Source organism: Peribacillus sp. Hz7 (assembly GCF_042136355.1).
Lineage (GTDB): Bacteria > Bacillota > Bacilli > Bacillales > DSM-1321 > Peribacillus > Peribacillus asahii_A.
In genome coordinates this window covers 201,107-225,314 of sequence record NZ_JBHHJV010000004.1, presented here as the reverse complement: position 1 = coordinate 225,314, position 24,208 = coordinate 201,107, and the positions used below count along the sequence as shown (strand labels likewise).

Sequence of the window (24,208 nt, the reverse complement as noted above, 5' to 3'; positions counted from 1 at the left end):
CTTTCTATCATCCTTCATTTTTTAAAGTATGATGAAGCGTACTCATGTAATCAATAAGTGCTTTTACTGATGGTCGTAATTTATCCCTTGTACCATCAAATCGTTTAGAAGGTTTAGAGTTTACTTCAATAATCCATGGATGGAATTGTTCATCAAGTGCCAAATCAATTCCTAACTCTCCTAGTAATCCTTCATGTTGTTTATCTAGGGAGTGAGCTGTCTTTTTAGCAAGGTGGGTAAGGGTGTGATAAAGGTGAATGGCCTGCTGGCGATCGAAGAGCTCTTTTAAAAACTGAATGCCATTCTTCATTTCTGCTCCGCGTGCTATATTGGAGACGATATGTCCAGTATCGCCGATTCGTGCAATCGCAGAGGTTACCTTCCAAACGTCTTCTTTCGTTTGATGAAGGAGTATACGAAAATCGACTTTCTTCTGTTTGCATTCAAGCAAGGGGATCCCTTTTTGAATAATAAAGGAGCGTTGCTTGCAAAATTTCTTTAGGTAAAAGAACAGTTCCGCTTCCGATTGAACAAAGTGAGTATCCTGAGTGTTACCTGAATGTTCAAATAGCCAGCCTTTCTCAAGTTTGGTCGCTTTGCCAATATGTTTGCCTTGACTTCCAAAAATCGGCTTTACATAAATAACAGCATGATGTTGGAGAAAAGAATAGAAGGCTTCTTGCGCTCTGAGTAAAATGGTATCTGGTAAGTGCGGCTGCAGGCTTTCGTCTTGTACGAGCATTTCATGGACATCCCATTTAGAAAGAAAGCACGAGTTAAAGAGTGGGATTTTTTTTGCTTGTAAATGGGCTGTGAATTGTTCAAAACGATCGGTCCTTTCTAAACGGCGTGAATGAATCCGATTGTATAGTGCACTGGGAAATGGAAGAACACAGGGCTCCCAACTGTTTTCATGGAACCAATAACCCGTAATGACTTCACTTTCAAGCGACTGTAACGTTGTTAAATAAAAGGGGATGCCTAGAGTAGTAGAGTAGGTATGCATCTCTTGAAAAAAAACGTCCATCTCACCGAATGTTCCATCTGTAAGAAGAGATTGGTTGGTTAATAGGGCAAGAAATGGGCCGATGATAACGGTTTTAGTGGATGGTAAGAACGTGACGGAGATTGGGTGAGTGAATGGTGGAAGAGTTAAGTATTGTGAAGCGAAACTTGATAATTTGCATTCCCTGCTTGTTGAAGAAAAGGACTCCACTGCTATTTCTATAGAACGTTGACCAGCCTTGAGCGAAAGAGTTTCCCCGTATTGAAGCTGCCATTTTGTAAAGGTAGTTTCATCGATATACATCAATGCTTTTTTTTCTTGAATAGTAGATATCAATAATTTAGAAGATTGACCGTTCATGTATATTCCCCGTTTGCACTTAGTTTCGGATGCTTTATAATAAGACAATGGGCAAATGTGGATAACGTATTCTATGTTTTGTGGAAATAGAGTGTGTCTAGAAATCAATACATTTAGCAATAAAAGGAGAAATCATCATGGATTTATGGATGAAACTTGTATTCATGGTTGTGGTAGGTGCAATCATTGGAGGAATTACGAATTTAATTGCCATTAAAATGTTGTTCCGTCCGTATAAAGCGGTGTATATTTTGGGGAAACAACTACCGTTTACTCCTGGTTTAATGCCGAAACGTCAAGGAGAATTGGCACATCAGCTTGGGAAGGTTGTAGTGGAATATTTAATTACTCCTGAGAGTCTGCAACAACGTATTGTTAATGATACCTCTAAACAAAATATGAAAGAGTTTGTTGGGGCAGAAGTGAAGAAAGTGTTAACGACTGAAAAAAGTATTGCAGAGTTATTAGAACAATATGGGTTAAGTCGTGTGGGGGAGACGGTAGAGCAGCGTGTACAAGCTTTTGTGCTTGACAAATATGAAGAGTGGATGGCAGCGAATCGCGGCAAAAACCTTCGCCAAATTATCTCACCTGAGCTGCATGAAAAAGTGACGGAACAAATCCCCGAACTTTCTGCTTACATTGTTACGAAGGGGAAAGAATACTTCCGAAGTAAGGAAGGGAAAGCTCGCTTAGAGGCGATGTTGGATGATTTTTTTAAAGAGCGTGGAAAGCTAATTAATTTAATTCAAATGTTTATTGGAAATGATGCTTTAATTGATAAAATACAACCAGAAATTTTGAAATTTTTGGAGCAACGACGTACAACCAATTTTGTAGAAGAACTGTTGCAAAAAGAGTGGGGTCAGATTAGTGAGTGGGAGATTCAAAAAGTTGAAAATCTAGTTGGTTCGCATGAGATAAAACGAGTAGTTATCGAAAAAACATCTGAATGGATTTCAGTGGATGCTGTTATGAACAAGCCGGTAAAAGACGTAGCAGGTCCATTTGTTGATTCAATTGTTGATAAAGCTGTGCCGGCTATGCTGGATCAGTTGGTAGACCGTGTAAGTGAACATATGCCAGCGTTAGTTAAAAGGCTTCGTTTAGACGAAATTGTTGAAGAACAAGTAGCGGCTTTTTCAGTTCAAAAATTAGAAGAAGTAGTTATAGCAATTGCAAAGCGCGAGCTGGCAATGATTACGTATTTAGGAGCGCTTTTAGGCGGGATTATTGGGTTGTTTCAAGGATTATTCGTTACGCTTTTATAGACTAATATGATTCAATACTATTTCCTTCTGAAAAAAATAGAGACGACGATTAGTTCGGCTTTATTGGGATGATTATGTTATAGTGGGGAAGATGTAATAATATAATGGACAGGAGGAGGGAGAAACATGAGTAACTCATATGATGCAGCTTATGCAATGGAGCGAGCGATTCGTTCTAGTAATGAATATGTAGAATTAAAACGATTATATGATCTTGTGAACGCTGATCCGGCTTCAAAGGGAATGTTTGATAACTTTCGTAACATCCAAATGATGCTTCAGCAAAAACAAATGATGGGTCAAGAAATTACGCCCGAAGAAATTGAGCAAGCGCAAAAAACGGTTCAACTTGTTCAACAGCATCCAACAATTGCTCAATTGATGGAAGCGGAACAAAGAATGAGTGTAGTGATTGCAGATTTAAATAAGATTATTATGAAGCCTCTTGAAGAACTATACGGTCTTCCTGGTCAAGGATCATAAGCTTGTACTCCCTGCTTTGAATAGTGGGGAGTTTTTTATGGTCTCTGTTTTGTTCTACTTAGCGTAGTTCATTCATAAATTAGGGTAGACATTACAGATGGGAGAGATCAACATGGTGTATCGTCTATTAGCGGTTAATATTGACGGAACGTTACTGCAGTCAAATGGCCGTTTAAATAAAGTTACGAAAGAGGCCGTTGAATACGTATCCCAAAAAGGTGTGCACATTGCACTTGTAACGAATAGAAATTATTACTCTGCTAAAAAAGTAGCGAAGGCGCTCAAGGTAAATCCAATGATGGTCGCTCATCAAGGGGCTTTTGTTGGGGAGACGATTGAAAAGCCTTTATTTGTAAAGAGGTTGACAGAGGAGCTTACGTTAGAAATCGTCCGATTGCTAGAAACGACATCGTGTCAGATTCAGCTTATTCATGAAAAAGGATCGTTAGGAAATAGAATTCATCTTCCGGAAAAACTAGTAAGTCGAGCTAAAATGACGTTAAATGAACCAAGTATGTTTGCGCAGCAGTATGTAGAAGTGCTTAGTGAAGAGCTTCAAAAAAAGCCGTGTGAACCAATAAAAATTGATATTCAATTTGTAAAAGGAATGGACCAACGAGATATAAAGAGATTGATTGGAGAGTTGTTTCCGGAAGTAGAAGTGATTGATCAATCCGATCAAAGGCTGATACTTGTACCAAAAGGTGTGTCAAAATGGAGCGGGCTGCTATATTTAGTCGACTATTTAGGAATCAAGAGGCAGGATATTGTCGCCATTGGTGATGGTCTAGATGATATAGATATGATTAATGGAGTTGGTCTCGGTGTGGCGATGGGAAATGCTGCACCAGAAGTGAAGCGAGTAGCTAAATGGGTAACCCGTTCTAATGATGAGAACGGTGTAGCGTACATGTTGAAAGAGTTTTTCCGTAAACAGCCGCCTATTGAATTTTTACAAAAAATGAATATGTTGAAATAACAACAAGCCCTTCACTTAATGAGTGAAGGGCTTGTTGTTTTATGGTTTCGCTTTATAAGATCTTTTGGTTCAGGTATGTGTGACTGTAGTCTCACATACCTTTCAGCTTATCTTAGTTAGCTGCATCAATCACACGTTTCATCGCGTGAATTTGTCCAAGGTGATTAGACTCATGGAATAAAGCAAACGTAAATATTTCCCCCACTGTTTCAAGGCCTAAAAAAGGCTGTGGCAATTTTTCGCTATAACGTTCTTCTGGAATGGCAAGAATGCGGTTCACTTGCTCTTGCAATTGTTGTACTAATACTTCGACGCTTGGTACGTCCCCTTTCCAATCCGCTGGTTTTGATCCATATCCAAATAATTCGCCATAATTAGCAGGCAAGTGATTTGTGTGAGGATAGCCAAGTAAAAATTGCTCAGTGACAGTTAAGATATGGCCGATATGCCAATGAAGTGTGTTATTGAAGCCCTTCGGTTGGATATCGAACAGCTCCGGATTGATTCCTTCGATTTCACTTAATATTTTTTGACGTGTCAATTGAAGTTGACTGTTTAAATAGTTCATGTGGAAAGTCTCCTTAATTATAATTATTTGAATTAAAACGATTACATAAGTGAAATTATAGCAAGTAGTTTCCTATAGAAGCAAATATTGAGATTGTGAATAATAAAATTCCACTTGAAGTTGTCAGAAAATTAATTATAAGGATATTGAACAGTTTTTGGTTGTTTAAATAAGTTTCATACTTTGTGAGTCCCTTTGAAAATGGAAGGGGCTTTTATTTGATTGGAGGTATATTCCATTTTGATTATTGTAAATTTCACTTGAAAATGTCAGAAAATTGATTATAATGAAGTTATTGATGTAAGGAAATGTAACGTGAGTGAGTTATATTATTGTGGGTTTTGAAGGGAGGATTCTATGCGCTTAACATCTCGGGAGCAGGAGAAATTGTTAGTTGTAGTCGCTGCTGATTTAGCAAGACGACGTAAGGATCGTGGTTTGAAGTTGAATTACCCTGAAGCGGTTGCTCTGATTACATACGAAATTATGGAGGGGGCCCGCGACGGAAAAACTGTAGCTGAGCTGATGCAGTTTGGAAAAACGATATTAACAAGTGAAGACGTAATGGAAGGAATTCCCGATATGATTCATGATATTCAAGTTGAGGCGACGTTTCCGGACGGGACGAAGCTTGTGACGGTTCATAATCCGATTCAGTAAGGAGAGGAACAGATGATACCTGGTGAATATAGATTGAAAAAAACGCCGATTGTGTGCAATGAAGGCAAAGAAGTAACAAAATTAACCGTAATTAACCGTGGTGATCGTCCAATTCAAGTGGGCTCTCATTTTCATTTTTTTGAAGTGAACAGAGGGGTGGAATTTGAACGCAGCCAGGCGTTTGGTATGAGGTTGAATATTCCAGCAGGAACGGCTGTCCGCTTTGAACCAGGGGATGCGAAGGAAATTGAGCTCGTGGCTTTTAGCGGAAAACGAGAAGTGTACGGCTTAAATAATCAGACCGATAGAAAATTAGATGGGGAGGGGAAAGTGTGAGCCTTGAAATGTCACGTAAGCAATATGCTGATATGTTCGGTCCGACAAAGGGAGATTTAATACGACTCGCTGATACAGAGCTATTTATCGAAATTGAACAAGATTATGCGGTGTATGGTGATGAAGTGAAATTTGGCGGAGGAAAAGTCATTCGTGATGGCATGGGTCAGCACCCGCTTGCATCTAGAAGTGAAGTAATGGATTTAGTTTTGACGAACGCGATTATTCTTGACTATACCGGGATTATTAAAGCGGATATCGGGGTGAAAGATGGGAGAATTGCTGCCATTGGGAAAGCGGGGAACCCGCTGCTCATGGATGATGTGACAATGGTGATTGGAGCCGCTACAGAGATTATTGCTGCTGAAGGGATGATTGTTACAGCTGGCGGCATTGATGCCCATATTCATTTTATTTGCCCCGATCAAATCGAAACGGCACTTTCGAGCGGAGTTACAACGATGATTGGAGGTGGGACGGGACCAGCAACGGGAACGAATGCCACGACATGTACACCAGGTGCTTGGAATATTCACCGTATGCTTCAAGCTGCTGAACACTTCCCTATGAATCTGGGATTTTTAGGAAAAGGAAATGCCTCGGCAAAAGAGCCTCTAATTGAACAAATTGAAGCTGGCGCTATTGGTCTGAAGCTGCACGAAGACTGGGGAACGACGTCTGCAGCGATTGATACGAGCCTTACGGTTGCGGATGAATATGATATTCAAATTGCCATCCATACCGATACGCTCAATGAAGCAGGGTTTGTAGAAGACACGATTAAAGCAATTGGCGGTCGTGTTATTCATACATATCATACAGAGGGAGCAGGCGGCGGTCATGCACCCGATATTATTAAAGTAGCCAGTTTTCCTAATATTTTACCATCCTCAACAAATCCAACGAGACCTTATACGATTAATACTCTTGAAGAACATTTAGATATGCTGATGGTTTGTCATCATTTAGACCCTTCTGTCCCAGAAGACATTGCTTTTGCTGATTCGCGTATTCGAAAAGAAACGATTGCGGCTGAAGATATTTTACATGATTTAGGTGTATTCAGCATGATCAGCTCGGATTCCCAAGCGATGGGTCGAGTTGGAGAAGTCATTATGCGCACATGGCAAACGGCAGATAAAATGAAAAAACAACGTGGACGTTTAAGCGAAGAAACGTGTGAAGGCGATAACTTTCGCGTGAAACGATATGTGGCCAAGTACACAATCAATCCTGCGCTCGCACATGGCATAGCGGATGAAGTTGGTTCAATAGAAGTCGGGAAATTCGCTGATTTAGTTGTGTGGGACCCCGCCTTTTTTGGAGTGAAGCCGGATTTAGTTTTAAAAGGCGGAATGATTGCTGCTAGCATCATGGGAGACCCGAACGCGTCTATTCCCACTCCGCAGCCTGTCACATATCGCCCGATGTTTGCCAGCTTTGGCAAGGCCACTGCTGCAACATCCATCACTTTTCTTTCTAAGGCAGCCTATGAAGCAGGCGTTCATCATGAATTAGGGTTAAACAAACTGATTAAACCAGTGAGTAATGTTCGTCAGCTTCAAAAGAAGGATATGAAGTTTAATGGAGAAACTCCTGTCATAGAAGTGGATCCGCAAACATATGAAGTTACAGTGGATCAGCAATTGATTACATGTGAGCCAGCTGAAATTTTACCAATGGCACAACGATATTTCTTATTCTGAGGTGAAATCGATGATTATTGAAAAAGTAATTGGAAACTTACGTGAGATTGATCGAGCAGGAAGACATCTTGAACGTATCTATTTAGAAAGTGATGCACTTCGTAAAAGAATTCAGCGCGTTAAAACCGATCATGGAAAAGAGTTAGGGATTCGTTTAAAAGGAAATAAAGATTTAGCAGATGGCGACATTCTATATATGGATGAAAAGAATATCATTGCCATTCAAACATTGGCTGATGATGTATTAGCTATTCAGCCTGCATCTATTGGTCAAATGGGAGAAGTTGCACATCAATTAGGCAATCGCCATTTACCAGCGCAGTTTGAAGGAGACGAAATGCTCGTTCAATATGATTATCTCGTTGAAAAGCTATTGACTGATATGAAGGTTCAATATCGTCGTGAAAAAAGAAAGGTTAAAGAAGCATTTCGTCATATCGGACATGCGCATGATTAAAGAAATCCTTCCGTTAATTCAGCTTTGTGATTCGAACTTTCCATCTGGAGCGTTTTCCCATTCCTTTGGATTGGAAACGTATATTCAAGAAGACTATGTAACTACTGTTGAGGAGTTTAAACAGTTTTTACATGTATATATTTTGAAATCATTAACGTATACAGATGGGCTTGGCTGCCGGATTGCCTATGATTTAGCGGCGGAACAGAAGCTTGAAGAGTTGTGGGCGTTAGATGAAGTCTTATATGCAAGCTGTTCTTCTGCAGAATCACGCGAAGCATCGCGGCGGATTGGCCAGCAAATGGCACGTATTTGTTTAGTGTTATATCCATCTGATACATTGGCGGATTATCAACAGAGGATTAAGAAAAAGCAATGTTACGGCCATCCAGCACTTGTATTTGCGCTTGTATGTTATGAGCTTACTATTTCAAGAGAGTTAGCAGTTATGAGTTGTTTATATGCAGGAGTATCTTCTCTTATCCAAAATGCTGTGCGTGGTATTCCTTTAGGGCAAACAGACGGACAATTATTATTATTATGGGCGCATGAAGTTATCCAATCGGCTGTTGAAGTGGTCGAAGGGCTATCTGAATCAGCACTTGGCCGAACTCAACCAGGTCTCGAAATTGCGCAAATGAGACATGAACAATTACATGTAAGACTATTTATGAGCTAATAGGAAAAGAGGTGAAGAGGTTTGTCTCTGGAGAAAGAGGCAGGCCCATAGTTGATGAAAGATGTTATTAAAATTGGTGTAGGTGGTCCGGTTGGAGCTGGAAAAACGATGCTTGTGGAAAAATTAACGAGAGCGATGGCGAATGATTTTAGTATGGCCGTTGTAACAAATGATATTTACACAAAGGAAGATGCGCTCTTTTTAATGAGAAACGGGGTGCTTCCTGAAACGAGAATTATTGGAGTGGAGACAGGAGGTTGTCCGCATACAGCCATTCGAGAAGATGCTTCCATGAATTTTGCAGCAATTGATGAATTGATGGAATATCACCCTGATTTGGATCTTATTTTTGTTGAGAGCGGCGGTGATAATTTAGCAGCTACATTTAGTCCAGAGCTTGTTGATTTCTCGATTTATATTATCGATGTAGCACAAGGAGAGAAAATCCCGCGTAAGGGCGGACAAGGTATGATTAAATCTGATCTTTTTATTATTAATAAAACAGATTTGGCTCCTTATGTTGGTGCAAGCTTAGAAATCATGGAGCGAGATACGTTAATGACTCGTGGAGATAAGCCGTTCTTCTTTACTAATTTAAAAGATGAACAAGGCTTAGACGATGTTGTGAATTGGATTAAATCAGAGGTTTTCTTAATAGGTTTAGAGCAATGAATTGGACGGGACAATTACATTTAACGGCTTCATTAAAAAATGGGAAGACCATTTTATGTGATAGCTATTATGAAGGGGCGTTTAAAGTATCTCGTCCCGTTTTTTTAGAAGAGGACTCCCCAACTTATTTTTTGATTCATGTCGGCGGCGGCTATGTAGGTGGAGACCGATACAATCAATGCTTTCATTTAGAAGAAGGGGCTGTGCTAACATTAACGACTCAGTCAGCGACGAAAGTCTATAAAACGACAGCGTTACCTGCTAAGCAGCAAACAACGATTTTTCTTGAAAAAGGTAGTTTTCTAACGTATTTACAAGATCCTGTTATTGCTTATGAACAGGCAAAGTATATACAAGAAACGACCATTGAAATGGAAGCAGGCTCTAGCTTATTACTAACAGATATGTACACTCCAGGCTGGTCAGCGACGCAACAGAGCTTTACCTATGATTGGATTCACTCCGATATGACAGTCATTTATGATCGAAGAAAAATAGTAATCGATCACCTCTTATTACAGCCTAAGGATCAACTAGATTCCATCCTCTTATTAGAAGGTTATACCCATTTTGGTTCTCTGCTTTTTATTCATGAAAAGTTGAATGATGCTGCTTTTCATGAATTAGTAGAGGCACTACATATATTTGAAAATGAGGCAAGAATCGGCCTCTCCCGCTTACCGGTTGCCGGCCTGCTTTTACGGGTTTTAGCCAATCAAACACAAATAATCGAGAAAATTTTTGCGATTTGTGAAACGATTTTACGAAGCGAAGTGTTGCAAAAAGAAGCTGTTTTTTATCGGAAATATTAAGGAGATAAGTGTGAGGAGGATTATATGGAAGCTAGTTTATTAATGATTTTAGCAATGGGGTTTATACTAGGTATTAAGCATGCGTTAGAGCCTGATCACATAATTGCTGTATCTACCATTGCCAGTCAAAGTAAGAAGTTATGGCGTTCATCTCTTGCTGGAGTATTTTGGGGTATCGGACATACGCTCACTTTATTTATAATTGGTATAGCGTTAATCGTATTAAAAAATGAAATTCCAGAAGTATGGGCGATGTCTCTTGAATTTTTAGTAGGAATTATGCTCGTATATTTAGGCTTGACGACGATTTTTTCATGGAAAAAAGCGCAGGAGCATAAGCATTTTGAACGGGCTACGTATGTAAAATCTATTTTTGTTGGATTTGTACACGGTCTTGCCGGTAGTGCAGCGATGGTGTTACTAACAATGAGTACTATTAATGAAACGTGGCAAGGAGCGGTATATATTTTGATTTTTGGAGCAGGTACATGCATAGGTATGCTATTATTTACCACTCTATTAAGCATTCCTTTTGTGACGAGTGCTCGTTCCGTAAAACTAAATCAGTCACTTATTGGTTTAACAGGAGCAATTAGTGCGGTATTTGGATTGTATTATATGTACAATTTAGGGGTAAACGAACAATTGTTTACGATGTGGTTTCATTAAATAAATCGACAAGCAGTGAATTTCCTCAGTGGAAATAATACTGCTTTTTTTATTGATTCGTAGAGCTGCTTTCGCTCAAGTGCTTTCATCCTTATTGGCGGCGGGATGTATGCCTTCCCAGTTTCTCCTATGTTGACCGTGTTATCTTCATTAGGTACACTTATCATGGATAGTTACTAGAAAAAGACGATATATCGTCTCTTGTAACGAAAGTTGATATTTTTTCTTATACTCCAATCCTTTAAAGAAGGTGAATTTTCTTAAAGGATAGGCTATGTTAATAGAACTAAAGGATAAAAAAATTAGATAGGTGATTAATTTGCAAATTGCGATACATGGTATTACAGATGAGCGGTTTCGACGACCGCTTCAAAATATAGCTAATTTATTTTTTGAAGAAACAACAATTCAGTTTGGGGAAGAAGAAGCCGCGGAACTCGTTGTTCATTTAGAGTGGCGTGTTACAGAGCGAATTACCGTTTCCGCTGTACTGATAGAGCAATCAACGAACAAACGCTTTGAAGCAGCACATGAAGAAGCGCTTATATTACCCGCTACAGAAAAAGAACAATTCATGCAAGTGAAGCGTGCGGTGTCACATGCGTATTTACAAGTGCTGCAGCAGCTTACGGGTACGATTCAAAAGTGGGGGATTTTAACAGGAATTCGTCCGACAAAGCTGCTTCATAAAAAGCTTCAGCAAGGGTTATCTATGGAAGACGCGCATGCGGAGTTAAAGGAAGATTATTTAATTTCGGATGAGAAAATTGACTTAATGCAAAAAATTACCGAACGTCAATTAGCGGCTGTTCCAGATTTGTATGATTTAAGAAGAGAAGTGAGCATTTATATTGGGATTCCGTTTTGTCCAACGAAATGTGCGTATTGTACATTTCCTGCTTATGCGATTAATGGACGTCAAGGTTCAGTTAATTCTTTCCTTGGCGGTCTTCATTATGAAATACGAGAAATGGGTCGTTATTTAAAAGAAAAAGGCATTAAAATTACGACGATTTATTATGGCGGTGGTACACCGACAAGTATTACAGCCGAAGAAATGGATATGCTGTATGAAGAAATGTACGCTTCCTTCCCTGATGTTGCCAATGTTCGTGAAGTTACGGTTGAAGCGGGAAGACCAGACACCATTACACCTGAGAAGCTGGAAGTGTTGAAGAAATGGAATATCGACCGAATTAGTGTCAATCCGCAATCGTACATTCAAGAAACATTGAAAGCGATTGGCCGACATCATACTGTGCAAGAAACGATTGATAAATTCCACTTATCACGCAGCATGGGGATGAATAACATCAATATGGATTTAATTATCGGTCTCCCTGGTGAAGAATTACCGGAGTTTGAAACAACGCTGGCTGAAACGGAAAAATTGATGCCGGAATCCTTAACCGTTCATACACTTTCTTTTAAACGTGCTTCAGAAATGACGAAGAATAAACAAAAATATAAAGTCGCATCTCGTGATGAAGTAGAAAGAATGATGCATGTAGCAGAGAAGTGGACAGCCGATCATGGATATGTTCCTTATTATTTATATCGTCAGAAAAACATCCTTGGTAATTTAGAAAATGTCGGCTACTCATTGCCAGGTCAGGAAAGTATTTATAACATTATGATTATGGAAGAGCAGCAAACGATTCTCGGGCTTGGCTGCGGTGCAGCGAGTAAATTTATTGACCCAGTGACAGGGAAAATTACTCACTTTGCAAATCCGAAAGACCCAAAATCGTACAATGATCATTTCGAGCATTATACACAAAAGAAAATTGAAATGTTGGAAGAGTTATTGGATAATGAGAAATCCCAAGCCTAATGCTTGGGGTTTTTTGTACGTTAAGAAGTTTAATTTCTTTGAAGGATTAAAGGAAGTATTTTACACCGACTTTCGCCATTAGGGCGATAAGTTTTGTTTTTGTTGATTTAAAATAAAGTTTGATAAAAAGATCTATTTTGTAGAATATTTCTTTGTTCAACACTCGGGGCAGATTGTGAAAATTTGTGCTGAACAAAGCAGGTTACTTCAAGAAAAATTATTATAGGCAGTTTTGGTATTTAGTATTTTTCAGAAACGGATTAGAGAATCCAATAAATGTAGAAGATATAAGATATATAGTCCACAAACTACATTAGGAATGATACATCGATGCACATCATCTATAACTTTTTATTTTTATTAGCTGGTTGGCGATGGGGTGATTGGAGGAATTAGGGAAAGTATTATCCAACAATACTCTTCTTTATTGTAAATGACCTTCTACATAACTTTTTAACCTATAATCACCCATTTTGGCACTTTAAAGAAACCGCATTTTCATTGCTATTCTTTAACCATACAATTATTTCGCTAATGATTATGTTTGTTCGTTATCCTGTGACCATTTTGATTTATCTAAAATATTTCTTCGGAACGAACAAATGGAGAGTAAGAATATTTCACTTCATATTTTGGGTTGTTCTATATGTTGCAGTTGAATATATCAACCTACAAATTGGTTTAATATCTCATCATAATGGTTGGAGTATGTGGAATTCGGTTCTATTCGTTATTGCTATGTTTATTGTATTTCCTATTCATTTTGAACTACTCACCACTTAATTTTCTAACGAAAATTTGAAGTGGAAGATTCCTGCGAACACCAGTGTATCCACTAGTTTTTTAGCAGGCTCTACCCGTAGTCCCTACGGTGATTGCAAAAATATCTTGTATGTTGAACTCGCCACACGCCCTACTCTGCTTGGTTTTCGCTACTTCGGTGCGTGTGGAGGCGATTAGAACGTTGAAGATTTTACCTAGCAGACGATTTTCCTGCTAGAACCTCATATCTTCAGTTTTCAAAGAACAACTTACAAGTATATTATAGTACACTTGTTCGTGTTGTTCAACAATTTAGGCTACCGCCTACCGACATTCATCTCCCACCTACTCATTGGGCTACGCCTTTCACACTCCTTGAGGTGGGAGTCTTCTGTCGGGAAACGATAAAAAACCACTGTTAGCATGGCTGATAGTATTAGGAATATTTATAGTACTTATCATTGGATTTGATTTTCTTTTAAATAAAATGAAATAATTTTTGAAGTTACGGGTGAATTCCTTTAGTAAGAAAAAGTGGTATATTCATAAGGTGTTCGGCAACTCCTGACTTTGGTTGCAATGATTGTTGAGCAAATTAACAATTTTTGAAGGATTGATTATCATGGAAAGAATAATTTTATGGTCAATGCTCATAATAGGAATCGCCCTACTATTTTTTAGTTTAAGAAAACCACCAACTAAAGATTTGATTTTAATTTTCTTATTAACCTCTTTTTTCTCAACATTTCTTGGTGTTATTGTTGTAGAAGAAAAAATGCTCGAATATCCTATAAGCTTTTTAAGTAACTATTTCAGTTCTAGCATTCTGTATGAACATCTTATACTTCCAGTTGTCTGTATTTACTTTTATCAAGCAACTTATTATTCAAGATATCCCAGCATTATTCTGAAATGTACATTGTATACCGCTTTTTTAACGATCATTGAGGTTATTTTTGAAAGGTATACAGATTTAATTAAATATCATACATGGACATGGATACACACGTTTATCAGTATCTTTTTTTTATTCATGTTTATCCGTATCCTGATGCAATTAATTAACAAGCAGGAAAGATAAAGTGGTAAATATTACATGTAAGTCTATAAGAAGGATATATGTATAAGCTTTAAACGTTTATAAAACAGGGACTAAATTCCTTTTCAACTTTTAGCAGCGATATAGCATTCATAATGTTGATTAACAATTAAGATGTTTAAGCCCTAGTTCTGTCATTCCATTAAACTGCGCAATTCTGCAGTAAGAATTGTACTTTTTCTATCTGCTCAAGGTTTATCATTTTAGCCAAGAAGACTCTCATCTTCAAGCCATAGCAATGCGATAGCGAGTGAAGGGTAAGTGGGAGATGAATTGACTTCTTTTTTGTTTCCAGTCGCGTTACCTTCTTTACCATTTTAAGAATGCTTAATTTGATATTCTTCATTTCGGCACATTCTCTTTTTATGTGTAGATAGATTATGAGTTTCACATCGAGTCTATAAATTTTAAAGGGATAATAGCCTGTGGAACGTCGTATGAGGTGAAAGTCTCACGTACGGTGTGAAGTGAGAGAAAAGATGACGATAACTTCAAAAGCGTATCTATTACTATAAATTGAATAAGCTTTTCAATTACGATACAGTTTATTGAAGTGATATAATTAAATAAAATTAAACGTTAATACCGAAATATAATGAAATAAAGAATAAGGAAAAGGGGGATTGAAAATGGATGTAAGATACCCAATTGGGAAACTGCAAGTTCCTGAAAAAGTAACATTAGAAAATATTCAAGAATGGCTAAAGGAAATCGAAACTTACACGATTCGATTAAGAGAAACTGTCGACTCATTAAGTGATGAGGAATTAGGTAGAACTTATCGTGAAGGTAGCTGGACAGTTCGTCAACTTGTTCATCACATTGCAGATTCTCAGTTGAACATGTATCAACGTTTGAAGCTGGCTTTAACAGATGAGAATCCAACAGTACCAGCTTTTGATGAAGAAAAGTGGGCTATTCAACCGGATACAAAGCTTCCTGTAGAAAGTTCTATTAAAATGTTAGAAGGTATAAATGAGCGCATCGTATCTTTAGGACATAGTTTAACTGAAGAGCAATTAAATCGAGCTTTTACTCACCAGATAAATGGGATAATAACAGTCGCAACAAAAGTTGCAAAATTAGCTTGGCACGAAGAGCATCATTTAGCCCATATAAAAATCGCATTATCAAAATAATACAATATGTATAAAAGTGGCTTATCGAACCTCGATAAGCCACTTTTAAAATTAAAATAAGGAATAATTATAGAAGTTTTATTCAACTAAAGGGCACTATCCTGTAGCAAGGATTAGCGTTTATTTTCATTTTAGTACCAGGTTGTGGAGGATTGGAAGAAGGAAAGCTATATATAATTAATGATGTAAGTTTATGCTTTTTATGTAATAATTATTTTGTAGAGATGTAAAGTTACAATTCATACATAGTGAAGGTGGGGATCATAATGGCAACGGGAACGCATACTGTAGTAGTTCCAGCAGATGTACAAGCAGTTTGGGATTATGTCAGTGATCTTGAAAAATGGGCAACGACAGTACCAGCCTATAAAGAACATGAAATCATAAATGACAAGCAATCTATTTGGACATTTGAAGGCAGTGTGAAAGGTATTAAAAAAACAATACAAGCGCAGGTAGATATTACCGAATGGAATGAACCTTCAAATATTAAGTTTGAACTAAAAGGTTTATCAGATAATTTTACAGGAAGCGGTCACTTTACTGCAGAAGATGTTAATGGTGAAACAATAATGACTTGTACGGTAGAAGTCCGTGCAGGTGGATTATCTGGTGCCGTATTAACACCAATTATTAAATGGGCTGTTCCGAAAGTAGCCTCTCGTTTAACAGAATCTATCGCACGTAAAATTGCAGTATTCTCATAGTTTTCAAAGATTGAAAGTCGATTCATTTTGGAGATACCTTATCTGAAGTATAGATGGTAACATTCTGAAGTGACTAATCTAATGATATAGAAGTTCTACTAGAAATTTTATAATTAGCGGAAAGGGGGCTGTCCCAAAAAGGATGGCCTCTTTTTTTCAATATTCCAGAATTGGGAGCATACCAGAACAAGGATAAGCACTCATTTTTCATTTTAGGGCCGGATTGTGGCACAACATCTTTTAGGAAAATGGATATCTATGTTAAAGTTTAGAAGAGATTGTGAAGGTTTGTACTTAAACTCACGAGGCAGGTTAGCGGGAAAAGGAAAATATATCCTTTATATAGAGGTAAAGTAAGGAGAAGCTATTTTGCCCCTCCTTACTTTATTTTTTACATCTTTTTTATACTCTAATAATTCTAAGGAAACAATTTCTCCTATTCGGCATCCGGTGGAGAACATGAATTCAAACAAAGCTTTTTCCATAGGGCTGTAGCAGGCTTCACACAAATGTTCAATTTCCATTTCGTTCAAAAACTTAGGGATTCGTTTTCCGGATTTGGGCTCTTTTATTTTAGCAGCAGGGTTTTTCGAGATATGTCCTTCTTCATGTGACCATCGAAAAAATGATTTGATAAACCGAATGCGATGAGCCAAACTGGCAGGTTTGAGGCTTTCGCTTGATTTTGCCAAGTAAGCCTTTAACTCGTTGGTCGTAATCGAATCAAGTTGTACATCCTTATAAAATCGTAAAAGTAAGATGGATTGCAGTTTATATGCTTTTAATGTCTGTGGAGAAAAGCCTTCAATTCTTTTATCAGCTTCATACATTTCCCATGCTCTAGATAATAACAATTTCATCTCTCCCAATAATTATCTTTTTACAGGAATTATTGACCGGATTGACGAAATTGAAACGGCAGTTCTTATTAAGCTAAAGAAGCAGTTTCCCAAAAGAATGTCTGCCAATACGGCAGACATTTTCTTCCTTGTCTGAGGACGGCGGCTACTAGCATACTAATGATTAATGATATACCATAATCATCAGCAAGGGGGAAATCATGAGCAAAACAGAGGAATTAAAAAAGGAATTGCAGGTCTTGACCAGTCGGCGTGATCGGATGCAACAGAACCTTTATGAAGTAGAAAAACGCATTAACGAAATTGTTAATGAATTGAAAAAAAAATAAAAGAATGAAAGCGCCCCCGATGGTGTTTTTGACTTATTTATTTGTAAAGGTAAATTTTTTAACTGGGTTGCTACGGCAGCCTTTTTTTCTTTAACTACCATGAAAATAAACTTCTGTAATTTAGTGAAAAAGGCAATACTTAATAAGACGCAGCTTATTCATTTTTAAAAAAGGGGAGAGCGCCTAATTTAATTGATCTATTGTAGGAATATGGACTGGATTAAGATGCTTCGGGTTCTTGTAACGTTACTGTGTATCCTAAACTTTCAAGTCTTCGGAGTGAATGTCGTACAATAGATTGCTGTCTCTGTTTATCAAAGTAGTCTTCGCCTAAGTCTACATACATTTCTTTTCGTGTTAAGAGATAATAAGCTATTCTCATCATGGCATGAGCGACGACAATTCCTGCTCGTTTCTTCCCTTTCCGTGATGCTGTACGCCTATACAGTGCTCCAAGGTAATTTTTTGATCCTCTTATGGAATGAGCTGCCTCTGTTAATGCTGACCTCAAATATTTGTTTCCTTTTTTGGTTTTAGCTGATTTTCTTTTTCCAGCACTTTCGTTATGTCCAGGAACCAAACCTGCCCAAGAACACATATGAGCTGCACTTGGAAACTGTTTTTTAATATCAGTCCCAATTTCGGATAAAATTTGCTCAGCCATTCTTGTAGCTATACCAGGAATAGAGTCTAATCGTTCCACATCCTCTTGATAGGGGCTTACCCTTTTCTCGACCTCTTGGTCGAGCATCTCGATTTGCTCTGTTAAAAAATCAATATGCTTTAAAATGGTTTTTAACATGAGGCGTTGATGCGAATTGATATAACCTTTAAGGGCAAGCTGCAGTTCATCTTTCTTCTTTTTCATTGTACGTCGAGCGAAGTTTGCTAGTTTTTCAGGATCTTCTTCGCCTTCGACAATAGCGTTAAGCATATCTCGAGCTGAAACGCCCATGATATCCGAAACCACAGAACCCAGCTTAATGTTGGCGCCCTCTAACACTTTTTGAATGCGGTTATGTTGTCTAGCACGTTCTTCAATAATACTCCTGCGATATTGAACTAGTTCGCGTAGTTCCCGTTGATTTCGATCTGGAATGTAACTAGCTTTTAGGAGTCCATGACGAAGAAGTTTGGCAATCCATTCTGCATCTTTCACATCTGTTTTACGTCCTGGCACTGCTTTCATATGTTGGGCATTCACAACCAAAAACTCAATATCTTCAGACTCTAATAAATTAACAATAGGTTTCCAATATACACTGGTACTCTCCATTGCAACATGAGTACAGTTATGCTGTTTAATCCAGTCCACCAATTGTATTAGAAAAATAGTTTTTGTTGAAAACGTTTGAATCTCCTTTCCTTCTGGTGCCATAATACATGCAGTAATATTGTCCTTATGGACATCCATACCACATGCTCTTTCAATGACTACTTCCATTGAAAACATCCTTTCTACGGCTCTCAATATAATTGGAGGCTGGTGCATCAACCAGAATAGGATTAATCTACCATGTGTGCTTCCCGTAGGGGAGCGACAGTCAGTGGTGCACCTTGGTCGTTGGAGTCAGACTAACGGATGGGCTCTAACGCACCATAGTTCATCGACCTTCCTCTCCCAGCCGTAGAATCAGTATTGACGGTTCTGAACCATTTTCATTCTCTGTGGTGAAGCGCTGATTTTTGCGCTTCATGAATGGCTAACAGGTGTTTAGTTCTATAAGAAGAAGTAAAAAAAGGCGATTCCTTAACGTTGAACAGCACTCCTAAAGCTAGAGTTTATTTTTACAAAACAAGGGCAACAATAGGGATTATAATCATTGATGGGATGTTGAACTATGGTAAAAGATATTAAAATTAGTGCTCGGCAATTTGCAATATTAGTTATTTTATTTTCTATAGGTACGACCATCTTAGTGATTCCTAAAAGTCTGGCTCAAGAGGTAAAACAAGATGCTTGGATTGCAGCTGTAATCGGTATAGGCATAGGTTTATTGCTAGTGGCTTTATATATTGCTATAGGTAGGATGTTCCCTACTATGACACTCGTTGAAATCAATGAAACTCTTCTCGGCAAATGGTTAGGTAAGGCAGTTTCTCTTATGTTTATTTTCTTTTCACTTTACTCCACTGCAACACTATTGTTTTTTGTTGGAAATTTCCTTACGACGCAGATCCTTCCGGATACGCCAATTGAAGCGATCCAGATTCTTTTCACATGCATCTTAATTATGGGAATTCGCCTTGGTCTTGAACCGTTGGCTCGTTCTGCAGAATTGTTATTTCCTATCTTTGTTTTTTTATTCATAGTTCTAGTGGCCTCAATATTTTTACCTCCTGTTCAATTTAAGTTTGAAAATATACAACCCGTATTTGAAACAGGAATAAAACCGATGATTCATGCTGTTTTTCTTTTTACAAGTATTTTTTCTTTACCATTGATTGTTTTATTAATGGTTTTTCCTGTTTCAGTGAATCAACCAAAAGCAGCTGAAAAAAACTTTTTTATTGGAATACTAATCGGCGGAATCTATTTACTTATCATTATTTCTTTAACTATTCTTGTTTTAGGCGCAGATAGTAGTGCCAGATACACATATCCAAGTTATGCTGTGGCCAGAAAAATAAACGTTGGTGATTTTTTTCAAAGGATTGAAGCAATAATGGCTATCATGTGGATTATCACGATTTATTTTAAATCGGCTTTTTACTTTTACGCGTCCGTTATCGGTCTTGCACAAACATTGAATATGAAAGATTATCGGCCACTTACGCTACCTTTAGGGATGATCTTGATTTCGTTTTCCTTGATTGCAAATCCTAATATTGTCTATGTAGGCACATTTGATAAAGAAATTTGGCCGCTATACGTTTCAACGTACGGACTTGTTCTTCCATTACTCTTATTAGCAGTCAATGCAATCCGAAAAAAAATACATCAAAAATAAAAAACATTCCTTTGATTACTCCCGATTTTCAGAGTATAGATCATTAACGTCTTTCATTTTTTTATAGGATTTTGGATAGGAAGGGCTTGGGGACTAAAAGCATTCATTCTAACAATCAATTTCGAACAATAGGAAAATTCCCTCTAATGGTCGTTTCTGGGGAAAATCTGATTATACAAAAATTGGTAAATGCTGTATCGCTATGACCCTTTAAACGTATCCCGTCTGAACCCCAGGATAGCAGGATTTTCGGCTTTATTTCCTACGAATCGATTGTTGGAGAAGTGAAATTTCGATTTTATCCATTACAAGAAATCGGCATACCTAAATAGTTGCCAAGGTAATCTTTTCTTATAGAACTACCATGAAAATAAACTTCTCTTATTACAAAAAAAGACAACACCAAAGAAGGCCCTTCTAATTCGTAAAAAAGAGAGCTGCAATTCATTGATCTATAGATTGGTTGACTGGATTAAGAACCATTATAGACATCTTAGTATTTTTTCATTCTCTGTGGTGAAGCGCTGATTTTTGCGTTTCATGGATAACTAACGGGCAGAATAGTTGGGGATGGGTTGTAGTTATTAATAGACAATTTAAAGATATACATTTTCTTTGAACAAAGAAAAACCTCTCTAAATTCCTCTTAATTTAGGAATTACATGAGAGGTTTGTTTTATATGTTGCTCTTCGAAAAGTGTTTTCGAGTTTCTTCACGTATTTGATTGGGCAAGACGCGCTCAAGCTCTTCATTTAACCATGAAAGTTTTTTACTACGCAAAAAATCACGCATTTTTTCTTCTGCGGAGAGCATAACTAAATTGATAGTGCAGGAAGCACTTGGAGAGCAGCCTTTTTCTCTATATAAATAACTATTATCTTTAATATTTTTACATTGAAATATGGGCTTGGGACCTTCAACTGCTTCAATTACATCCCAAAAAGAAATTTCTTCTGGAGATTTAGCAAGTTTAAAACCACCCTTAACCCCAGGAACTGAACTTACAATCCCAGCCTTAGATAATTTACTAAAAATCTTTGAGAGATATGTATCTGAAACGCCTTGAAAAAAGGATAGTTCCTTTATTCCAATGGGAGAATCTTCAGGATTATCAATTAAATAGACGAGGCAGTGAAGTGCATACTCGACTCCAACGCTATACTGCATTAAAACACCTTCTTCATAAATGAGATTATTTTAATTAATCTTAGAAATGTTTTATTTCTTTGTCAAACATGTACCTTTGGTATCAATTAACAGTTAATAGAGGTTTGACATAATAAAATACATAACATATTATAGACAATATTAATCGACGATTAATATTGTCGCCAATTAGTGTTTAAAGTTCTATCTTTAATTCAATTATCTTTTGAATAAACTTTTTTAGGAGGAAATTAAATGGAACAACGAGTTGATTATTACAATGTAGCCCCAGAAGCACTTAAAATAATGATGGAAATGGAGAAGTATACGAAAACCACAGATATAGACCGTAAACTTCGTGAACTTATAAAAATTCGGGCTTCTCAAATAAATGGTTGTGCATATTGTATTAACATGCATACAGCTGATGCTAGAAAAATGGGAGAAACGGAACAACGTTTATATTGTATTAGTGCTTGGAGAGAGTGTACTTTTTACACAGATGCAGAAAAAGTAGCTCTTGAGTTGACAGAGTACGTGACATTAATCCCGACAAAACGTGTTCCAAATGAGCTTTATCAACGAGTGCGTGAACACTATGACGAGAAACAGTATGTTGACCTTGTTCTAACAATCAATCAAATCAACAGCTGGAATAGAATATCTATTGCAATGGGGAATACAGCAACTGAAAAATAATAACTCTCAACGAACATCATATAAGATCTTCAACAATCGGGTGCTATCCTTGAACAAGGATAAGTGCTCATTTTTCATTTTAGGGCTGGATTGTGGAGGAATATATTTAAAGTCACTGGCAGTTTAGTTAAGGAAGAGAAAAGGTTCTTTTATGTCTCTTTTAACACATACTGTGACACAAGGAGAGAACGCAATAAAATAATATTTTTGCTGCCGAAATTAATTTTTGTTTTTTTTGAAATCAGGATAAAGCAGAATTCCCAATATTAAAGGGGGAGTAATAAAGATGCTGAAAAAAATAAAAGAAGTAGTGTTAATGATGTGGTCATAAATCCATTCGTACACTTGAATCACCTCGATGTTTGCTAATTAATATGTACAAAACAAAAAAGATGATACGGAATGGGGAATGGACACAAACTGTGTATCAAGATATAAAAACAATCAGGATTAACCCGATTGTTTCTCTGTTGATTTTCTAATTAATGTTATCAAAAATCTAACAATTAAAAATGTGGAAGCTATTGAAATAAAACTATGTATTCCAGTCCAAGATTTTTTATAGGTAATTAATTTTGTATTTTTTTCAAGCCAAAGTTCAGCGACTACAGCTGGAAAAGTAAATATGAAACACTTGGTGAGTATTCCTAAGATATTTGACTTTTTGGTTACTTGATTAAAATAAATACACATTACAGGAAAAATTACATAACTAAACAAAACGCTTATGTCAAAGCTTTTAAATAAATTTACTGGGTACTTTAAATACCCTTTTTTCACCAAAATGTTATCTAGAATTGAAGCAATGTAACCTTTTAATAAGAAGATAATTAACCAATCTTTTAGTGGAGGTTTTCTAATTAAATTTAAAAAAGAAACGATTCCTATGAAAAATGATAATCTTATTGTATTTTTTTCAAACTGATTAGCCATACGTCTCCTCCGTTGGAAGTTTCCATTAGTTTAACCAAAAAAAGATGAAAAACAGTTTTTTCTTTTTTTACTTGTTGCACAGTACGAAGATTATATGCAATAGAAGAGAAGCTGTGAATTCAACAATCGTGCGCAAGAATTGAACAATGATGGACTGTTTCAGCAGTCCATTTTTCTTGGTCTTTATTCAGTTAAAGGGCGCTTTCCTGTAATAAGGATCAGTGCTTTTTTCATTTTAGGGCTAGAGTGTGAAGGAATGTACTTAAAGTAATGTGGCAGATTAGTGGAATACATACTTATAACACAATACAATATTTCCAATGGGCAAGTAGTAATAATAAGAGGTGAAACTGGTAACTAGGAGGAGCCGTGTGCGTTAATTGCACAAGCACAGTTCTGTGAGGGGGGAGGAGTACAATCTACCGCGAGGTAGAGAGATTCCCTTCTACTCGACTAGTGCAATAAGATGATAAAATATTATTAGAACAAATTAACAACGGGGTAAAATTATGAAGTTAACATTGGCAACAAACGAAGAGATTAATATGCTACATTCAAAGTTTAAAAAATTTAATACCGATCTTCTTGAAGAACCAAGAAAGGTGTATCCTTTTCTTGGTATTATGGATGTATTTAATCGTGTTCTTACTGAAGAAGAGGCAAATGAGCTATTGGGAAGAAGTCATAATTTAAAGTACGGTTCAAAATTTGTTAGTACCTTTACAAATCTTTTTCATATGGAAGAGAATGAGGTGTATGTACACGTTTATAAAAAAGGGTTTATACAAAACAAAAAAGTGTTCAAATTTATATTGGCTTCCTTAAATCGAGCAGAGGCAAGTCTTTTCCGAAAACTGTTTTCTACCAGTAAGGGAGTTTATAAAATAGGTGATGTGGAAGCCCTTATCTTTTTAGCGAAACTTTCAGTAAATGAACTGCATTTTTCAAATTTTTTCTTTCCTTCTCTTGAAACAGTTGTTATAGGAAATTATGAGTTATGTTTTCCTGTGTATAGCAAGACAAAAGAAGGATTTGAGAAATGCCGAGAGATTATTGAACGAAATGGTTTATTTATACGAGAGTAATCATA

At 37.1% G+C, this 24,208-nt stretch carries 25 protein-coding genes and 1 pseudogene; 20 read left to right on the top strand and 6 right to left on the bottom strand.

What is annotated here, in order from left to right; genetic code table 11:
- Nucleotides 1-7 precede the first annotated feature (7 nt).
- Nucleotides 8-1,366, bottom strand: coding sequence for a YheC/YheD family endospore coat-associated protein (locus ACE199_RS08650; RefSeq protein ID WP_375349385.1), 1,359 nt, complete (start codon nt 1,364-1,366; stop codon nt 8-10).
- 137 nt (nt 1,367-1,503) lie between these two features.
- Between ACE199_RS08650 and ACE199_RS08645 the strand changes: the two genes are divergently transcribed.
- The 3 genes from ACE199_RS08645 (at nt 1,504) to ACE199_RS08635 (ending at nt 4,099) form a co-directional block, all read left to right on the top strand.
- Complete coding sequence (locus ACE199_RS08645; RefSeq protein WP_375349384.1) at nt 1,504-2,637, top strand: DUF445 domain-containing protein; 1,134 nt, start codon at nt 1,504-1,506, stop codon at nt 2,635-2,637.
- 126 nt (nt 2,638-2,763) lie between these two features.
- On the top strand, nt 2,764-3,120 hold the full coding sequence (locus tag ACE199_RS08640) for a YlbF/YmcA family competence regulator (RefSeq protein WP_127759233.1): 357 nt from the start codon (nt 2,764-2,766) through the stop codon (nt 3,118-3,120).
- Between the two features lie 112 nt (nt 3,121-3,232).
- Nucleotides 3,233-4,099: a Cof-type HAD-IIB family hydrolase gene (locus ACE199_RS08635; RefSeq protein ID WP_375349383.1), complete on the top strand. Its 867-nt coding sequence runs from the start codon at nt 3,233-3,235 to the stop codon at nt 4,097-4,099.
- A 112-nt stretch (nt 4,100-4,211) separates the two neighbouring features.
- Here the strand turns inward: ACE199_RS08635 and ACE199_RS08630 are convergent, their stop codons facing one another.
- Nucleotides 4,212-4,667: a DinB family protein gene (locus ACE199_RS08630; protein ID WP_375349382.1), complete on the bottom strand. Its 456-nt coding sequence runs from the start codon at nt 4,665-4,667 to the stop codon at nt 4,212-4,214.
- 357 nt (nt 4,668-5,024) lie between these two features.
- On the opposite strand from ACE199_RS08630, the gene ACE199_RS08625 reads away from it, so the two are divergent.
- The 13 genes and pseudogenes from ACE199_RS08625 to ACE199_RS08565 all read left to right on the top strand — a co-directional run bounded on the left by ACE199_RS08625 (nt 5,025) and on the right by ACE199_RS08565 (nt 16,199).
- Complete coding sequence (locus ACE199_RS08625) at nt 5,025-5,327, top strand: urease subunit gamma (RefSeq protein ID WP_252289104.1); 303 nt, start codon at nt 5,025-5,027, stop codon at nt 5,325-5,327.
- A 12-nt stretch (nt 5,328-5,339) separates the two neighbouring features.
- Nucleotides 5,340-5,663, top strand: a complete 324-nt coding sequence (locus ACE199_RS08620; protein WP_375349381.1) for an urease subunit beta — start codon at nt 5,340-5,342, stop codon at nt 5,661-5,663.
- Nucleotides 5,660-7,369 (top strand): urease subunit alpha, encoded by a 1,710-nt coding sequence (gene ureC / locus ACE199_RS08615; RefSeq protein ID WP_375349379.1) that lies wholly within the window; start codon nt 5,660-5,662, stop codon nt 7,367-7,369. The genes ACE199_RS08620 and ureC overlap by 4 nt, the downstream gene beginning before the upstream one ends.
- 10 nt (nt 7,370-7,379) lie before the next feature.
- A complete protein-coding gene (ureE, locus tag ACE199_RS08610; protein ID WP_252289107.1) occupies nt 7,380-7,826 on the top strand; it encodes an urease accessory protein UreE in 447 nt (148 codons plus the stop codon).
- Nucleotides 7,819-8,505, top strand: coding sequence for an urease accessory protein UreF (locus tag ACE199_RS08605; protein WP_252291332.1), 687 nt, complete (start codon nt 7,819-7,821; stop codon nt 8,503-8,505). The genes ureE and ACE199_RS08605 overlap by 8 nt, the downstream gene beginning before the upstream one ends.
- Nucleotides 8,506-8,559: 54 nt before the next feature.
- Complete coding sequence (ureG, locus tag ACE199_RS08600; RefSeq protein ID WP_127762446.1) at nt 8,560-9,177, top strand: urease accessory protein UreG; 618 nt, start codon at nt 8,560-8,562, stop codon at nt 9,175-9,177.
- The gene (locus tag ACE199_RS08595; RefSeq protein ID WP_375349377.1) at nt 9,174-9,989 is read left to right on the top strand and encodes an urease accessory protein UreD; all 816 of its coding nucleotides are present in this window, start codon (nt 9,174-9,176) and stop codon (nt 9,987-9,989) included. The genes ureG and ACE199_RS08595 overlap by 4 nt, the downstream gene beginning before the upstream one ends.
- Nucleotides 9,990-10,013: 24 nt before the next feature.
- Nucleotides 10,014-10,658, top strand: coding sequence for a HoxN/HupN/NixA family nickel/cobalt transporter (locus tag ACE199_RS08590; RefSeq protein WP_375349376.1), 645 nt, complete (start codon nt 10,014-10,016; stop codon nt 10,656-10,658).
- A 319-nt stretch (nt 10,659-10,977) separates the two neighbouring features.
- On the top strand, nt 10,978-12,492 hold the full coding sequence (locus tag ACE199_RS08585) for a coproporphyrinogen III oxidase (RefSeq protein ID WP_375349375.1): 1,515 nt from the start codon (nt 10,978-10,980) through the stop codon (nt 12,490-12,492).
- Between the two features lie 411 nt (nt 12,493-12,903).
- A pseudogene (locus ACE199_RS08580) lies at nt 12,904-13,275 on the top strand (CBO0543 family protein); the annotation flags it as partial.
- Nucleotides 13,276-13,876: 601 nt separating this feature from the next.
- The gene (locus ACE199_RS08575) at nt 13,877-14,335 is read left to right on the top strand and encodes a CBO0543 family protein (RefSeq protein WP_375349373.1); all 459 of its coding nucleotides are present in this window, start codon (nt 13,877-13,879) and stop codon (nt 14,333-14,335) included.
- A 647-nt stretch (nt 14,336-14,982) separates the two neighbouring features.
- On the top strand, nt 14,983-15,492 hold the full coding sequence (locus tag ACE199_RS08570) for a YfiT family bacillithiol transferase (protein WP_375349372.1): 510 nt from the start codon (nt 14,983-14,985) through the stop codon (nt 15,490-15,492).
- 266 nt (nt 15,493-15,758) lie between these two features.
- Nucleotides 15,759-16,199, top strand: a complete 441-nt coding sequence (locus ACE199_RS08565) for an SRPBCC family protein (RefSeq protein ID WP_127759244.1) — start codon at nt 15,759-15,761, stop codon at nt 16,197-16,199.
- Between the two features lie 338 nt (nt 16,200-16,537).
- On the opposite strand, the gene ACE199_RS08560 is transcribed toward ACE199_RS08565, so the two are convergent.
- The gene (locus tag ACE199_RS08560; RefSeq protein ID WP_375349370.1) at nt 16,538-17,053 is read right to left on the bottom strand and encodes a tyrosine-type recombinase/integrase; all 516 of its coding nucleotides are present in this window, start codon (nt 17,051-17,053) and stop codon (nt 16,538-16,540) included.
- A 206-nt stretch (nt 17,054-17,259) separates the two neighbouring features.
- Here ACE199_RS08560 and ACE199_RS08555 point away from each other — a divergent pair, with 206 nt between their 5' ends.
- Complete coding sequence (locus ACE199_RS08555; RefSeq protein WP_281271575.1) at nt 17,260-17,388, top strand: hypothetical protein; 129 nt, start codon at nt 17,260-17,262, stop codon at nt 17,386-17,388.
- Nucleotides 17,389-17,608: 220 nt separating this feature from the next.
- Here ACE199_RS08555 and ACE199_RS08550 read toward each other — a convergent pair whose 3' ends face one another.
- Entirely contained in the window at nt 17,609-18,832 is a 1,224-nt protein-coding gene (locus tag ACE199_RS08550) for an IS110 family RNA-guided transposase (RefSeq protein WP_375349369.1), read from the bottom strand.
- Nucleotides 18,833-19,229: 397 nt separating this feature from the next.
- Between ACE199_RS08550 and ACE199_RS08545 the strand changes: the two genes are divergently transcribed.
- The gene (locus ACE199_RS08545; protein ID WP_375349368.1) at nt 19,230-20,339 is read left to right on the top strand and encodes a GerAB/ArcD/ProY family transporter; all 1,110 of its coding nucleotides are present in this window, start codon (nt 19,230-19,232) and stop codon (nt 20,337-20,339) included.
- A gap of 676 nt (nt 20,340-21,015) precedes the next feature.
- On the opposite strand, the gene ACE199_RS08540 is transcribed toward ACE199_RS08545, so the two are convergent.
- Complete coding sequence (locus tag ACE199_RS08540) at nt 21,016-21,507, bottom strand: RrF2 family transcriptional regulator (protein ID WP_375349367.1); 492 nt, start codon at nt 21,505-21,507, stop codon at nt 21,016-21,018.
- A gap of 234 nt (nt 21,508-21,741) precedes the next feature.
- On the opposite strand from ACE199_RS08540, the gene ACE199_RS08535 reads away from it, so the two are divergent.
- Nucleotides 21,742-22,185, top strand: a complete 444-nt coding sequence (locus ACE199_RS08535; RefSeq protein ID WP_375349366.1) for a carboxymuconolactone decarboxylase family protein — start codon at nt 21,742-21,744, stop codon at nt 22,183-22,185.
- Between the two features lie 450 nt (nt 22,186-22,635).
- Here ACE199_RS08535 and ACE199_RS08530 read toward each other — a convergent pair whose 3' ends face one another.
- Complete coding sequence (locus tag ACE199_RS08530; protein ID WP_375349364.1) at nt 22,636-23,118, bottom strand: CBO0543 family protein; 483 nt, start codon at nt 23,116-23,118, stop codon at nt 22,636-22,638.
- Between the two features lie 509 nt (nt 23,119-23,627).
- Between ACE199_RS08530 and ACE199_RS08525 the strand changes: the two genes are divergently transcribed.
- Nucleotides 23,628-24,203 (top strand): hypothetical protein, encoded by a 576-nt coding sequence (locus ACE199_RS08525; RefSeq protein WP_375349363.1) that lies wholly within the window; start codon nt 23,628-23,630, stop codon nt 24,201-24,203.
- Nucleotides 24,204-24,208 lie beyond the last annotated feature (5 nt).

What these genes read in the sequence shown, in the direction of transcription:
- ACE199_RS08650 (WP_375349385.1), bottom strand. Translation starts at nt 1,366, where the DNA reads ATGAACGGTCAATCTTCTAAATTATTGATATCTACTATTCAAGAAAAA.
- ACE199_RS08645 (WP_375349384.1), top strand. Translation starts at nt 1,504, where the DNA reads ATGGATTTATGGATGAAACTTGTATTCATGGTTGTGGTAGGTGCAATC.
- ACE199_RS08640 (WP_127759233.1), top strand. Translation starts at nt 2,764, where the DNA reads ATGAGTAACTCATATGATGCAGCTTATGCAATGGAGCGAGCGATTCGT.
- ACE199_RS08635 (WP_375349383.1), top strand. Translation starts at nt 3,233, where the DNA reads ATGGTGTATCGTCTATTAGCGGTTAATATTGACGGAACGTTACTGCAG.
- ACE199_RS08630 (WP_375349382.1), bottom strand. Translation starts at nt 4,667, where the DNA reads ATGAACTATTTAAACAGTCAACTTCAATTGACACGTCAAAAAATATTA.
- ACE199_RS08625 (WP_252289104.1), top strand. Translation starts at nt 5,025, where the DNA reads ATGCGCTTAACATCTCGGGAGCAGGAGAAATTGTTAGTTGTAGTCGCT.
- ACE199_RS08620 (WP_375349381.1), top strand. Translation starts at nt 5,340, where the DNA reads ATGATACCTGGTGAATATAGATTGAAAAAAACGCCGATTGTGTGCAAT.
- ureE (WP_252289107.1), top strand. Translation starts at nt 7,380, where the DNA reads ATGATTATTGAAAAAGTAATTGGAAACTTACGTGAGATTGATCGAGCA.
- ACE199_RS08605 (WP_252291332.1), top strand. Translation starts at nt 7,819, where the DNA reads ATGATTAAAGAAATCCTTCCGTTAATTCAGCTTTGTGATTCGAACTTT.
- ureG (WP_127762446.1), top strand. Translation starts at nt 8,560, where the DNA reads ATGAAAGATGTTATTAAAATTGGTGTAGGTGGTCCGGTTGGAGCTGGA.
- ACE199_RS08595 (WP_375349377.1), top strand. Translation starts at nt 9,174, where the DNA reads ATGAATTGGACGGGACAATTACATTTAACGGCTTCATTAAAAAATGGG.
- ACE199_RS08590 (WP_375349376.1), top strand. Translation starts at nt 10,014, where the DNA reads ATGGAAGCTAGTTTATTAATGATTTTAGCAATGGGGTTTATACTAGGT.
- ACE199_RS08575 (WP_375349373.1), top strand. Translation starts at nt 13,877, where the DNA reads ATGGAAAGAATAATTTTATGGTCAATGCTCATAATAGGAATCGCCCTA.
- ACE199_RS08570 (WP_375349372.1), top strand. Translation starts at nt 14,983, where the DNA reads ATGGATGTAAGATACCCAATTGGGAAACTGCAAGTTCCTGAAAAAGTA.
- ACE199_RS08565 (WP_127759244.1), top strand. Translation starts at nt 15,759, where the DNA reads ATGGCAACGGGAACGCATACTGTAGTAGTTCCAGCAGATGTACAAGCA.
- ACE199_RS08555 (WP_281271575.1), top strand. Translation starts at nt 17,260, where the DNA reads ATGAGCAAAACAGAGGAATTAAAAAAGGAATTGCAGGTCTTGACCAGT.
- ACE199_RS08550 (WP_375349369.1), bottom strand. Translation starts at nt 18,832, where the DNA reads ATGGAAGTAGTCATTGAAAGAGCATGTGGTATGGATGTCCATAAGGAC.
- ACE199_RS08545 (WP_375349368.1), top strand. Translation starts at nt 19,230, where the DNA reads ATGGTAAAAGATATTAAAATTAGTGCTCGGCAATTTGCAATATTAGTT.
- ACE199_RS08540 (WP_375349367.1), bottom strand. Translation starts at nt 21,507, where the DNA reads ATGCAGTATAGCGTTGGAGTCGAGTATGCACTTCACTGCCTCGTCTAT.
- ACE199_RS08535 (WP_375349366.1), top strand. Translation starts at nt 21,742, where the DNA reads ATGGAACAACGAGTTGATTATTACAATGTAGCCCCAGAAGCACTTAAA.
- ACE199_RS08530 (WP_375349364.1), bottom strand. Translation starts at nt 23,118, where the DNA reads ATGGCTAATCAGTTTGAAAAAAATACAATAAGATTATCATTTTTCATA.
- ACE199_RS08525 (WP_375349363.1), top strand. Translation starts at nt 23,628, where the DNA reads ATGAAGTTAACATTGGCAACAAACGAAGAGATTAATATGCTACATTCA.